Origin of the sequence: Streptococcus respiraculi (assembly GCF_003595525.1) — a bacterium.
Taxonomy (GTDB): domain Bacteria; phylum Bacillota; class Bacilli; order Lactobacillales; family Streptococcaceae; genus Streptococcus; species Streptococcus respiraculi.
In genome coordinates this window covers 1,833,653-1,846,625 of the sequence record NZ_CP022680.1, presented here as the reverse complement: position 1 = coordinate 1,846,625, position 12,973 = coordinate 1,833,653, and the positions used below count along the sequence as shown (strand labels likewise).

Sequence of the window (12,973 nt, the reverse complement as noted above, 5' to 3'; positions counted from 1 at the left end):
GCAATGTGGTATAATAGAAAAGAATTTTCTAGAATGAGGTTTTGAATGTGACAAAACATGTACCTTCCCGCAAGGGGCGCGAGGATGCGGTTATTCCTCGACGATTGAATATTTTATTTGCCATTGTCATTGTTCTGTTTTCCGTTTTGATTGCACGCTTGGCCTATATGCAGATTATCAACAAAGATTTCTACACTGATAAACTCGCTAAAGCCAGTCAAAAAGTGATTACCAATAGCTCGGTTCGTGGGCAGATTTATGATGCCAAGGGCCTTGCCTTGGTGGAAAATCAGGTCGAGCAGGTCGCAACCTTTACCCGTTCCAATAAAATGACCGCCCGCCAGATGAAAGAAGTTGCAGCCAAGCTCCTGCAGTGGCTGGCTGTGACTGATGCCGATGTAACACCGCGGGAGCGTGCGGATTATTATCTGGCTGATCCAGAAGTCTATGCGGAAGTTGTGAAAAAATTGCCCAAAGACCAGCGCCTGGATACAGACGGTAATAGCCTGGATGAGGCAGTTGTCTATAACAATGCTGTTGCCAGTTTGACCGAAGAACAGACCGCCTATTCTGATGAGGAATTAAAAGCGGTAGAACTCTTTTCGCAAATGAATGCCGCAGCTTATTTTGAAACGGTTCATCTGGTGACAGACCCGCTAACGGCTGAGCAGATTGCCATGATTGCCGCAAATGAAGCTGAGTTGTCAGGGATTTCTACGGCAAGTAGTTGGAAGCGGGTTGTAGCCCCGACTTCACTAGCTTCCATTATCGGTACGGTGACGACCCAACAAGTAGGTCTACCAGAAGAAGATGCCGAGGATTACTTGGCCAAGGGCTATTCGCTCAATGACCGTGTGGGAACAGCGTATCTAGAAAAGCAGTATGAAGAAGTTCTACAAGGTCAGCGGGAGAAGAAGGAAATCAACCTCGACCGCAATGGAACGGTCGAAAGCATCACGACTATTCAGGAAGGCAGCAAGGGGAAAAATATCAAATTAACGATTGATTTAGCCTTCCAAGACGGAGTCAATGCTATTTTGAAGCGTTATTTTGATAGTGAACTAGCGACAGGTAGCGCTCGCTATTCAGAAGGAGTCTATGCCGTGGCGCTTGAGCCCGAGACAGGGGCAGTTCTTGCCATGGCAGGCTATAGTCATGATACCAAGACCAATGAAGTCAAGGAAAATGCCTTAGGTACTATCACCAACACCTTTGTTCCGGGGTCTATTATTAAGGGCGCAACCCTGACAGCAGGATGGGAGGAAGGAGTGATTGCAGGCAATCAGGTTCTACTTGATCAGCCGATTCAATTTGCAGGCTCTGCTCCAATTACTTCTTGGTTTACCCTGTATGGCAACCGGAACATTAACGCAGTCGAAGCCCTGCAATATTCATCCAATACCTATATGGTTCAGATTGCTCTTGATATGCTAGGACAACCCTATGTTCCTGGAATGATTTTAAAGGAAAATGAATCCCTCAATACTTCTATGGAAAAATTGCGCACAATCTTTGGAGAATATGGCCTCGGTGCACCAACAGGAATTGACCTACCGCTTGAATCAACTGGTTTTATTCCGAAAGAGTATTCAATTGCAAACTATTTGACCAATTCTTTCGGACAGTTTGACAATTATACGCCAATGCAGATGGCTCAATATGTAGCTACAGTGGCAAATGGTGGTCGGCGAGTTAGTCCGCATATAGCAGAAGGAATCTATGCCAACAATGCAGAGGGTGGTCTCGGAGAGAAGATTGAGGCTGTTTCTGGAAAAGAATTAAATCAGGTCAATCTCTCAGCAGAAGAGATGGCGCTGATCCAGCAAGGATTTTACATGGTGGTCAATGGTGGAAGTGGCCTTACAACAGGAAGAGGCATTGCAGAAGGTGCCAGTGTGTCCATCAGTGCCAAGACTGGTACGGCCGAAACCTTTGTCACAACAGAGTCAGGACAAGTCTTAAACGCAGTCAACACCAATATTGTTTCTTATGCACCAAGCTCCAATCCTAAAATCGCAGTGGCGGTTATTCTACCGAATTTGACGGATATTGATTCGTCTACTAGTAAGCGCATCACAACAGAAATTATCAATCTCTATCAATCGCTACATCCGATGAATTAGCAATTGGAGAAAAAAGCTTGATGAAAAATCCATCTCAGGACCGATGTCTGTCTGACAGATTTTCTGTATACTATAGTCAATCCTAAAATTTTTCATAATCTCCGAAAATAACCAGCTCTGACAGGGCTGGTTGTTTTTTGCGAATAAAAAGAATTCCACCTAAACCTCTTTTTGTGGTATACTAATACAGACGAAATAGATAAAGTCTTGGAAAAGATTTTTGCACCAAAAAGGGGCAGAAATTCTATAAAATTACAAAGAAATATAGAGTTTCACAAAAAGTAGATGACTAAAAAGCCCTTGAAATCAACATCTATAGAATTTTACAGAAAGTTAGAAACCAGCATTGTTATATCCTACACCCATTGCAAAATTGATTGAGAGTTACTCAAAGCTCCCTGGAATTGGTATTAAAACGGCGACTCGTCTGGCCTTTTATACGATTGGTATGGAAGAAGATGTGGTCAATGAATTTGCGAAAAATCTTCTAGCAGCCAAGCGTGATTTGGCCTACTGTCAGATTTGTGGCAATCTTGCGGAAGATGAGACCTGTGCAATTTGTCAGGATCAGACGCGGGATTTATCGACGATTTTAGTAGTAGAAGATAGCAGGGATGTCTCAGCCATGGAAAATATTCAGGAATACCATGGCTTGTACCATGTCCTCCACGGTCTGATTTCCCCCATGAATGGGGTCGGTCCAGATGATATCAACCTCAAGAGTTTGCTGACGCGCTTGATGGAAAACGAGGTGACTGAAGTCATCATTGCCACCAATGCAACAGCAGACGGCGAAGCGACGTCTATGTATATTTCACGGGTTCTAAAGCCTGCTGGTATCAAGGTAACGCGTCTTGCCCGAGGCCTTGCAGTCGGCTCTGATATTGAATACGCTGATGAAGTAACCCTCCTGCGAGCGATTGAAAATCGTACTGAACTATAGTTGAACAACCAGTATTCGTAATAGAAAGTTAGGGAAAATCCATGTCAAAAGAAACCATTATTCTCCTCTATGGCGGACGCTCTGCTGAGCGTGAAGTATCGGTCTTGTCTGCCGAAAGTGTGATGCGGGCAATTAACTATGAGAAGTTTTTTGTTAAAACCTACTTTATTGCTCAAAATGGAGATTTTATCAAGACACAAGAATTTGACAGTACACCGTCTCTCGATGAGAAATTGATGACGAACAGCACTATTGTTCCAAGTCAAGGGATTCGTCCGAGCGATATTTATGAAGAAAATGCCGTGGTCTTTCCAGTCCTTCATGGTCCCATGGGCGAAGACGGATCAATCCAAGGTTTCCTAGAAGTCTTGCGCCTGCCTTATGTGGGAACAAATGTTCTGGCTTCTAGTGTAGCTATGGATAAGATTACGACCAAGCAGGTGCTAGCATCAGAAGGTATTCCTCAAGTGGCCTTTGAAACGGTTATTGAAGGTGAAGATATAGAAGCAAAGATTTGTGCAGTAGAAGCTAATCTGACTTATCCTGTCTTTGTTAAGCCAGCGAATATGGGCTCAAGCGTTGGGATTTCAAAAGCAGAAAATCAAGCTGAGTTGCGCTCGGCCATTGAACTCGCCTTCCGCTACGATAGCCGTCTTTTGGTGGAGCAGGGGGTCAATGCGCGTGAGATTGAAGTGGGCATCTTAGGGAATGCGGATGTACAGACAACCCTGCCTGGGGAAGTTGTCAAGGACGTGGCTTTCTATGATTACGATGCCAAATACATCGACAATAAAATTACCATGGCCATTCCAGCCGCCATTTCAGCTGATATTGCAGAGCAAATGCGCTCTTACGCAGCTAGTGCCTTTCGTGCCATTGGCGGATGCGGTCTATCCCGTTGTGATTTCTTCCTGACAGAAAGCGGGGAGATTTTCCTCAACGAATTAAATACCATGCCAGGCTTTACCCAGTGGTCAATGTACCCCCTCTTGTGGGACAATATGGGCCTTGTCTACCCTGATTTGATTGAAAAGCTCGTCGTTTTAGCCAAGGAAACCTTTAGAAAACGTGAACAACATTTGATTTAACAGCAGTAGAAGATAACAGCGGGGTAGAGCTTTTATTAGAGCTGTGCTGTCTCAACTGATTCTAAATCAAGGACATTACAAACGTACAACATAGGGCTATTTTAGAGCTAGGCTATGTCATCTGATTCCGAAACTCATTTAAATAAAGTTAGTTTTAAAAGCTTTGCTGTTTTAATAATAGTTCTATAGGATTAAAGTGAGTGACCTCTTGGTCGTTCGCTTTTTTCATTTCTTGAGCAAAATGGTTGCAATTTGTTCTCATAAGAACTAAAATAGTTCTCATGAGAATTAAAAAGAGAGAGGGAAGAATCGTGTGGCAGCTATTTGAAGGACCGACCTAGTCAGCAATAGGGGAGAACAAGAGAAAATAGTAGAATGAATTTGTAATCAGTAGAAATGAGGATATATGTTTTTAGCGATTGAAGAAATGCGCCAGAACAAGCTTCGCTATGGCTTGGTCTTGGGATTATTGGTATTGATTGCCTACCTAGTCTTTTTCCTGACAGGTTTGGCTTATGGCTTGATGCAGCAGAACCGATCCGCGGTTGATAAATGGCAGGCAGATTCTGTTTTGCTCTCATCTGAGGCCAATAAATTGATGAGTGCTTCGCATCTGGATATGAAATTGGCAGATGATGTGACAGCTAATGAAAAGACTATGCTCAAGCAGCAAGCAGGCGCAGCGTGGGTCAAGGATGAGGCAACTTCTGATGATAAGGAAAAAATCAGCGTGTTTGCTATTGAAAAAGGCACCTTTTTAGAGCCCAATATTGTCGAAGGGCGTTCTTTTGAAAAGGTGCATGAGGTAGTGATTGACAAAGCCCTCGGTGAAAAAGAAGGCTTTGAAATCGGAAAAACCGTTCATCTATCTGTCTTTGATGAGCCGGTGACCATTGTCGGCTATACAGAAAATGCAGCTTTTAGTGTGGCACCTGTTGTTTATATGGATTTTCAGGATTTGGACACGACCACCAAGATTCCAGGTCAGGACGATGTGACCTCAATCAGTGCGGTCATTGTTCGTGGTGATGTGACAAGCTATCCGAAAGAGGATATGGAAAAGCTAGCCGTGGCTGATTTCATTGAGCATTTGCCAGGTTACCAGGCGCAAAACGTGACCTTTGGCTTCATGATCGGCTTTTTGGTGGTGATTGCGGCGATTGTGATTGCGATTTTCATCTATGTTCTGACCACTCAGAAAGCACCGATTTTTGGCTTGATGAAGATTCAAGGCTTGTCAAATCGCTTTATTTCGGCTAGCGTGGTAGCGCAGACCTTCTTGCTATCAAGTATCGGAACGCTCCTAGGCTTGTCGCTCACTTACCTATCTTCTATTGCTTTACCAAGCGCTGTTCCTTTTGAGAATAACTGGTTCTTCTATGGAACTGTCAGTCTTTCCTTGGTATTCTTTGCCCTAATCGGCGCTAGTTTCTCTGTGCGCTCGATTTTCAAGGTCGATCCATTGCAGAATTTGTCCTAGGAGGAAGAAAATGAGTACCTTAGTATTTGAACATATCAGTAAACAGTTTAAGGATGGAGATGCGACTATTACCGCACTGAAACCCACCGACTTTAGTGTCGAAGCAGGTGAATTTGTAGCCATTATTGGCCCATCTGGGTCTGGGAAAAGTACCTTTTTGACCTTAGCAGGAGGGCTGCAAACGCCGTCGGCTGGACGGATTACAATCAATCAAGCGGACTACTCTAACCTTCCTGAAAAGAAACGTGCCCAGCTTCGTTACAAGGACATTGGTTTTATCCTCCAATCTTCCAATCTCATTCCTTTCCTAACGGTGGAAAAGCAATTGGAATTAGTCGATCGTGTTAACAAATCTTCCAATAAGGAAAAGAGAGAAGCTTTATTAGCAGAACTTGATGTGGCGCATTTAAAAACCAAGTTTCCCAAAGATTTATCTGGAGGGGAGCGCCAACGGGTGGCGATTGCTCGCGCCTTATACAATGACCCAGTCCTTATTCTCGCTGATGAGCCAACAGCGAGCCTCGATACAGATCGAGCCTTTGAGGTAGTAGCGCTCCTTGCCAAAGAAAGTAAGGAACGCAACAAGGCTATTATCATGGTGACCCACGACCACCGCATGATTGAGCAGTGTGATAAGGTCTATGAAATGAAAGACGGCGTCTTAACTCAGGTTCGATAAGAGTCTTTACCAAAAATATGATATAATAAAAAGAGCATACGCTCTTTTTGTTTTGGTTCAAGCTAAAAGGTGAAGTATACCCCTAATAGACAAGAGCATTTTTGGAGAAAAGAATGAAATTAACAGTATATGAAGTCGCTCAGGTTGTTGGAGCGATAAACGATATAACAGCGTATGAAGATCAGCTGCTGCAAAAGGCTGAGTTTGATAGCCGCTTGATAACAGCAGGCGACCTCTTTATCCCCTTAAAGGGTGCACGAGACGGGCATGATTTTATTCCTGTGGCGTTTGAAAATGGCTGCGCGATAACCTTGTCTGAAAAAGAAGTAGCAGTTCCCCATATCCTAGTGGACGATTGTTTACTTGCCTTTCAGGCCTTGGCGGCCTATTACCTGAAAAAAATGCAGGTTGAAGTCATTGCCGTGACAGGCTCAAACGGAAAGACAACAACCAAGGATATGATTCACGATGTGCTAGCTACGACCTTTATTACCTACAAGACCCAAGGGAATTACAATAATGAAATCGGACTACCCTATACGGTCCTCCATATGCCAGACAATACCGAAAAACTGGTCCTTGAAATGGGGCAGGATCATCTAGGCGATATTCATCTTTTATCTGAGATCGCTAGACCAAGTCTAGCCGTGATTACCCTCTTTGGGGAAGCTCATCTGGAATTTTTCGGTTCACGAGAGCGGATTGCCCAAGGAAAACTCCAGATTGCAGACGGCATGCCAGTAGGTGCAACCTTATTGGTACCAAATGATCCGATTGTGGCTGATCATCTGCCAAGCCAGCAACACTTAATGCGCTTTGGCGAGGGTGGCGATGTGCAAGTGACAAGCCTCGTCGAAAAAAAGGATAGTTTGAGCTTTACTGTCAACTTCATGGACGGAGAGATTGTCTTACCTGTCACAGGCAAGTACAATGCGACCAATGCCATGCTAGCAAGCTATGTGGGCAAATGCTTGGGGGTTTCAGATGCCGCAATCAAGGAAGCTCTTGCTCATCTACAGTTGACCCGCAACCGTACGGAGTGGAAAAAAGCAGGAAATGGAGCAGACATTTTAAGTGATGTCTACAATGCCAACCCTACTGCTATGCGCCTGATTTTAGAGACTTTTTCGAATATTCCTGCAAATGCAGATGGCAAGAAAATAGCGGTTTTGGCTGACATGAAAGAACTAGGAGGCCAGTCGCTTCAGTTGCACCAAGAAATGATTACCAGTCTTTCGCCTGATTGTCTAGACATGCTATTCTTCTACGGACAAGATATCGAAGGGCTAGCTCAATTGGCTGCACAGATGTTCCCGCTTGGTAAGGTGTATTTCTTTAGAAAAAATGATACTGAAGACCAATTCGAAGAGTTAGTTGCGCACGTAACAGCTAGTCTTGGGGCACAGGATCAGATTGTGCTCAAAGGAAGCAATTCCATGCACCTTGATCAGCTAGTTGTAATCTTGGAGTCTCTCTCGTAAGCAATAACGGATAAGGAAAAACAATGAAAGAATTTTTTAGTAACCAACCCAGTTTTCCGCCTGAGCTAGGTTTTGCTGAGCATTTATTACTCCTGATCGGCTTGGCATTGGTGGTGGTTGGCTCCGTCAAGTATCATGAAAACAAGAAGTGGCAGTTGACTTTTAAAGGACTGCAAGTGCTACAGTTAGTTCTGCTCTACGGCTGGTATCTGGCTATTATGGCGCCGATTTCTGAAGCACTGCCGCTCTACCATTGCCGCATGGCCATGTTTGTGCTTTTATTTGCGCCAGACGATGCGCCGTACAAGGAATATTTTTCACTATTGGGTCTTTTTGGCTCTATGTGTGCCTTGATTTATCCTGTCTTTGATCCGTTTCCTGGATTTCATGTGACGATTTTCTCTTTTATCGTTGGGCATCTTGCCCTTTTGGGCAATGCCTTGAACTACCTGTTGCGTAAACCTGCCTACCAGCTCAGTCTAGGAAAGATTGTCAAACTGACCTTTGTCATCAATACGATGATTCTATTGGTTGATGTGGTGACAGGTGGTGATTATGGCTTTTTAAGGAAATTGCCTCTCTTAGGGGATTTTGGGCTAGTATGGAATTATGCGATTGAAACCTGTGTCTTTACTTTGATCCTAACAGGACTTTTCTGGCTCTTTCGTAGTTTGAAAAGCAAGCAAGAAATAGTAGAAAAAACCACTTAATCAAAGTGGTTTTGTTATTTTTGGGAGGAATCTTTATCAATATCTGATGTTACATCATACGGAATCGTGATAGTAGTAAATTTTTTTGAATCCAAGGATCAGATACATAAGATAGCCCTTTCCTTAATAGATAGTAGTATAGCATCGAAATGCCTGAGCGAAAAAGTGACCAAACAAATCATTGAAAAAATGGCTGAAATCAGCTATACTAGATGGGTTAGAGAAAAAAGGAGCTGTCCAATGTAGGAAGTGAATAATGACAAAATAACCAATCATAAACAAGGAGAAATAGATGACACGACAAGATGAAATTAAAAAACGCCGCACCTTTGCGATTATTTCCCACCCGGATGCGGGGAAAACGACCATTACCGAGCAGTTGCTCTACTTTGGTGGGGAAATTCGTGAGGCTGGTACGGTCAAGGGGAAAAAGACAGGAAATTTTGCCAAGTCTGACTGGATGGACATTGAAAAGCAACGGGGAATTTCGGTGACATCTTCTGTGATGCAGTTTGACTATGACGGTAAACGCGTCAATATCCTAGATACCCCAGGGCACGAGGACTTCTCAGAAGATACCTATCGGACGCTGATGGCAGTCGATGCTGCAGTCATGGTGATTGACTCTGCAAAGGGGATTGAGGCCCAGACTAAAAAATTATTCGAGGTTGTCAAACACCGCAATATTCCAGTTTTTACCTTTATTAATAAGTTGGATCGTGATGGTCGTGAGCCACTTGATCTTTTGGAAGAACTAGAAGAAGTTCTTGGGATTGCAAGTTTTCCGATGAACTGGCCAATCGGTATGGGAAAATCGTTTGAAGGTTTGTATGACTTGCACAACAAGCGTTTGGAGCTTTACCGTAGCGAAGAGCGCTTTGCCAGCTTTGATGAGGGTGAGGCCCTCTTTGGTAGCAATCCTTTCTATGCTCAGGTCTTAGAAGATATTGAGCTTTTGAGCGAAGCGGGCAATGAATTTTCAGAAGAAGCGATTTTGGAAGGCAAGCTGACCCCTGTATTTTTTGGCTCTGCCCTGACTAATTTTGGGGTGCAGACCTTCCTTGAAACCTTCTTGCAATTTGCACCAGAACCGCATGGACATTTAAAAACAGACGGAGAAATCGTGGAACCGTTGTCCAATGATTTTTCAGGATTTGTCTTTAAAATTCAAGCCAACATGGATCCTCGCCACCGCGACCGCATTGCTTTTGTCCGCATTGTGTCGGGAGAATTTGAGCGTGGTATGGATGTCAATCTTACTCGGACTGGTAAGAAAGCCAAATTGTCAAATGTTACCCAGTTCATGGCTGAGGCACGGGAAAATGTTGAAAATGCCGTAGCAGGTGATATTATTGGGGTCTACGATACAGGTACTTATCAAGTCGGAGATACGCTGACAGTCGGCAAGAACAAGTTTGAATTTGAACCCCTGCCAACCTTTACACCTGAAATTTTCATGAAAGTTTCAGCTAAAAACGTTATGAAACAAAAGTCATTCCACAAGGGAATTGAGCAATTGGTACAAGAGGGAGCGATTCAGCTCTATACCAATTACCAAACGGGAGAGTATATGCTGGGAGCCGTTGGTCAGCTCCAGTTTGAAGTCTTCAAACACCGCATGGAAAATGAATACAATGCAGAAGTTGTTATGACGCCGATGGGGAAAAAGACCGTGCGTTGGATTGCCCAAGACCAGTTGGATGAGCGGATGTCCTCTAGTCGTAATATCCTTGCTAAAGACCGCTTTGACCATCCTGTCTTCCTCTTTGAAAATGACTTTGCCCTCCGCTGGTTTGCGGACAAGTATCCAGATGTGGTGCTGGAAGAAAAGATGTAGGAGAAGTTTATCAAATGGGACTATTATCAGGTTTAATTGGCAATGCTGCTCAAGCAGATACAGCAAAAGTAGAAGCGCAGTTGGAGGACGTGTTATTAGCAACCGAGCAAGTGACATCAGCTTTCAGTCTGGTTCGTGATTTAATCGTCTTTACGGATAAACGCTTGATTTTGGTTGACAAGCAAGGAATGACAGGAAAGAAAACATCCTATAAATCCATTCCCTATCGCTCCATTTCTCGTTTTGAAGTCGAAACATCTGGGCATTTTGACCTTGATGCAGAGTTGAAAATCTGGATTTCCTCTAGTATGGAACCTGCAGAAATCCTGCAATTTAAGAGCGATAAAAGCGTGATTGCCATTCAAAAAGCGCTGGCAAAAGCGGTGCTGAGATAAGCTAAAAACAGGAGTGAGACAGAAGTCGTGATTTCGCTGAACCTCACTCCTGTATTTCTAGGCTCAGGTATTAGTAGTCACTCCCTTGACTATTGATATACGTTAAACTATTCAAACGATAAAAGAAACGAGCTAGGACACTTTTAGGTCCAGGCTCGTTTTGTATTATTTCATTGCTTTAAATGGATATTGTTCTGCTCCGACAAAGGTTAGTGTATCACCGTTATGTTTGTATAACAGGACATCCCCTACTTTAAAGCTAGATGCAGCTGAAGCAAAGGTAGATCCAGTATTGACCTTAGTTACTTCGATAGTGTGAGTGAGTGGGCTCACTTCCCCTTCAAAATAGACAGCAGAGAATTTGCCAGTTGTAGCATCATACTGGCCCTTGCTACTATCTGCTATTTCTTTGGTCATCATGTCATCGAATTGTTTTTCAATTTCTTCACGCTTAGGGAAGCTTTCCTTGATTTTCGCTTCATAGTTTTCGCCAAATGCTTCTTTTAGCAAAGCTTCTTTGCTGATTCCATATTTTTGCGCTTCTTGTTCTACTTGTGTAATGACTTTAGTATATTCTTCTTGAACAGCTTTATCAAAAGCAGTTAGAAAGGCAGTTTTATTAATCGTAGAATAGGTTGTAGCGACTGCTTTGTTGTCCTTGACTTCAAATGTTACACCTGTTTCTCCAACAACTTCTTCAGGATTAAGCTTCAAGCCGTCAAAACCATTTTCAACCTCCTGAATAGCGGATTTCCGTATTTCAGCAGCAAGATTTGGATTTTCCCAAGTACCTGTGATATTCCCGTTTCGGTAGAAGATGAATCCGGCAATGGCAGCTACTAAAAAGAGACTTCCGATAACTCCTAAAACGATTTTTAAGACACGTTTGCGTTTTTTCTTATTGGTTTCGACCATTGTTGCAAGAGGATCTAATTGTTGATTTTCCATAAAAACTCCTTTTTTTTGATACCTAAATATTGTACCTTACCGTCCTTTTTTTGTCAAATATAGCCTTTGAAAGCATGATCAGCGAGGATTTATAGTATAATAGGACAGAAGAAAAGTGGAGGCTGAGAATGTTCATTGAAAAAAGCTTGAAGAATAGCATGTCTTGGATTAACTTAGACGCTGAAAGTTTGCACCAAACGCCAGAATTATATAAAAAATACCATATTGATACGGAAACGGTCGAATATGCACTGGATAAGAATGAACGTGCCCACATGGACTACAATCGCGAGGACGGGACAGTTGTCTTTATCTACAATGTCCTTGATTTGGAGCGTGAAAAGGACTACTATGAAACCATTCCCATGACCTTCATTGTCCAAAAAGACCGTCTCATAACCATTACTGACCAGGATAATGCCTATGTGACGCGTAATATGGTCCGTTATATCGAACACCATGAGCCTGTATCTGTCTATAAATTCCTCTTTGCCAGTATCGAGTTGATCAGTAATTCCTACTATCCTGTCATTGAAAAAATGGACAAAACCAAGGATGAGATTAATATGCGGCTGCGCCAGACGACAACAAAAAAGCACTTGTTTGCCCTGTCTGACTTGGAAACCAGTATGGTCTATCTGCTTGCTGCAGCCAAGCAAAATCTGATGTTGCTTGAGCATATCAAAGGACATGCTGTTTACCGTAGCTTTGATGAGATTGAAAATGAACAATTTGACGATGCTATGATTGAAGCCAAGCAGTTGGTTGCCATGACTGATTTAGTTTCTCAGGTTTTGCAGCAGTTGTCCAGTTCTTACAATAATGTCTTGAACAACAATCTGAATGACAACTTGACACTCTTGACGATTATCTCCATTCTACTGGCTGTTATTGCTGTTATTACAGGCTTTTTCGGCATGAATGTCCCACTTCCTTGGACTGATGATAGCCGCGCTTGGATTTATATTATCATCCTCAGTGCTGTCTTGTGGGTTGTCCTTGCCCAGATTTTAAACTGGGTGGCGAATAAACGATGAAAATGATCATTTTGGTCATTTTTTTATTGTTAGAGCTTTCAAAAGAAGGACGAACATGTATTTGTGAAAAAATAATGACTTTCACTATCTTTTGGACTTTCTTTGTGATATACTAGGTAAGTTGCATGCAACAGAATTGTATATATGGGAAATAAGCTCCACTTCTTGCACCAGAGTGATGTCTAAAAAAACCTGTCCTACTTAGACGGTTTTTATTTTTTAGACGCGGGCTGAGGTCCCATTGGTGATGTT

11 protein-coding genes are annotated in these 12,973 nt (G+C 42.9%); 10 read left to right on the top strand and 1 reads right to left on the bottom strand.

What is annotated here, in order from left to right; all coding sequences use genetic code 11:
- Window positions 1-47: 47 nt before the first annotated feature.
- The 9 genes from pbp2b (at window position 48) to CHF41_RS08850 (ending at window position 10,736) form a co-directional block, all read left to right on the top strand.
- On the top strand, window positions 48-2,123 hold the full coding sequence (pbp2b, locus tag CHF41_RS08890) for a penicillin-binding protein PBP2B (RefSeq protein ID WP_162911940.1): 2,076 nt from the start codon (window positions 48-50) through the stop codon (window positions 2,121-2,123).
- 346 nt (window positions 2,124-2,469) lie between these two features.
- A complete protein-coding gene (recR, locus tag CHF41_RS08885; protein ID WP_119876935.1) occupies window positions 2,470-3,066 on the top strand; it encodes a recombination mediator RecR in 597 nt (198 codons plus the stop codon).
- Between the two features lie 41 nt (window positions 3,067-3,107).
- Window positions 3,108-4,154, top strand: coding sequence for a D-alanine--D-alanine ligase (locus CHF41_RS08880; protein WP_119876934.1), 1,047 nt, complete (start codon window positions 3,108-3,110; stop codon window positions 4,152-4,154).
- Between the two features lie 406 nt (window positions 4,155-4,560).
- A complete protein-coding gene (locus CHF41_RS08875; RefSeq protein WP_119876933.1) occupies window positions 4,561-5,634 on the top strand; it encodes an ABC transporter permease in 1,074 nt (357 codons plus the stop codon).
- Window positions 5,635-5,644: 10 nt separating this feature from the next.
- Window positions 5,645-6,313 (top strand): ABC transporter ATP-binding protein, encoded by a 669-nt coding sequence (locus tag CHF41_RS08870; RefSeq protein WP_119876932.1) that lies wholly within the window; start codon window positions 5,645-5,647, stop codon window positions 6,311-6,313.
- A 113-nt stretch (window positions 6,314-6,426) separates the two neighbouring features.
- The gene (locus CHF41_RS08865; protein WP_119876931.1) at window positions 6,427-7,794 is read left to right on the top strand and encodes a UDP-N-acetylmuramoyl-tripeptide--D-alanyl-D-alanine ligase; all 1,368 of its coding nucleotides are present in this window, start codon (window positions 6,427-6,429) and stop codon (window positions 7,792-7,794) included.
- 23 nt (window positions 7,795-7,817) lie between these two features.
- A complete protein-coding gene (locus CHF41_RS08860) occupies window positions 7,818-8,504 on the top strand; it encodes a YwaF family protein (RefSeq protein ID WP_119876930.1) in 687 nt (228 codons plus the stop codon).
- 292 nt (window positions 8,505-8,796) lie between these two features.
- Window positions 8,797-10,341: a peptide chain release factor 3 gene (locus tag CHF41_RS08855; RefSeq protein ID WP_119876929.1), complete on the top strand. Its 1,545-nt coding sequence runs from the start codon at window positions 8,797-8,799 to the stop codon at window positions 10,339-10,341.
- A 14-nt stretch (window positions 10,342-10,355) separates the two neighbouring features.
- Window positions 10,356-10,736: a PH domain-containing protein gene (locus CHF41_RS08850; RefSeq protein WP_119876928.1), complete on the top strand. Its 381-nt coding sequence runs from the start codon at window positions 10,356-10,358 to the stop codon at window positions 10,734-10,736.
- A 165-nt stretch (window positions 10,737-10,901) separates the two neighbouring features.
- Here the strand turns inward: CHF41_RS08850 and CHF41_RS08845 are convergent, their stop codons facing one another.
- Entirely contained in the window at window positions 10,902-11,684 is a 783-nt protein-coding gene (locus CHF41_RS08845; RefSeq protein WP_119876927.1) for a hypothetical protein, read from the bottom strand.
- 128 nt (window positions 11,685-11,812) lie between these two features.
- Here CHF41_RS08845 and CHF41_RS08840 point away from each other — a divergent pair, with 128 nt between their 5' ends.
- Complete coding sequence (locus CHF41_RS08840) at window positions 11,813-12,721, top strand: magnesium transporter CorA family protein (protein WP_119876926.1); 909 nt, start codon at window positions 11,813-11,815, stop codon at window positions 12,719-12,721.
- The last annotated feature ends 252 nt before the right edge of the window (window positions 12,722-12,973 follow it).

Bases quoted from the DNA above. Each gene is read 5' to 3' on its own strand.
- CHF41_RS08860 (WP_119876930.1), top strand. From the start codon at position 7,818: ATGAAAGAATTTTTTAGTAACCAACCCAGTTTTCCGCCTGAGCTAGGT.
- CHF41_RS08870 (WP_119876932.1), top strand. From the start codon at position 5,645: ATGAGTACCTTAGTATTTGAACATATCAGTAAACAGTTTAAGGATGGA.
- CHF41_RS08865 (WP_119876931.1), top strand. From the start codon at position 6,427: ATGAAATTAACAGTATATGAAGTCGCTCAGGTTGTTGGAGCGATAAAC.
- CHF41_RS08850 (WP_119876928.1), top strand. From the start codon at position 10,356: ATGGGACTATTATCAGGTTTAATTGGCAATGCTGCTCAAGCAGATACA.
- CHF41_RS08855 (WP_119876929.1), top strand. From the start codon at position 8,797: ATGACACGACAAGATGAAATTAAAAAACGCCGCACCTTTGCGATTATT.
- CHF41_RS08840 (WP_119876926.1), top strand. From the start codon at position 11,813: ATGTTCATTGAAAAAAGCTTGAAGAATAGCATGTCTTGGATTAACTTA.
- CHF41_RS08875 (WP_119876933.1), top strand. From the start codon at position 4,561: ATGTTTTTAGCGATTGAAGAAATGCGCCAGAACAAGCTTCGCTATGGC.
- CHF41_RS08880 (WP_119876934.1), top strand. From the start codon at position 3,108: ATGTCAAAAGAAACCATTATTCTCCTCTATGGCGGACGCTCTGCTGAG.
- CHF41_RS08845 (WP_119876927.1), bottom strand. From the start codon at position 11,684: ATGGAAAATCAACAATTAGATCCTCTTGCAACAATGGTCGAAACCAAT.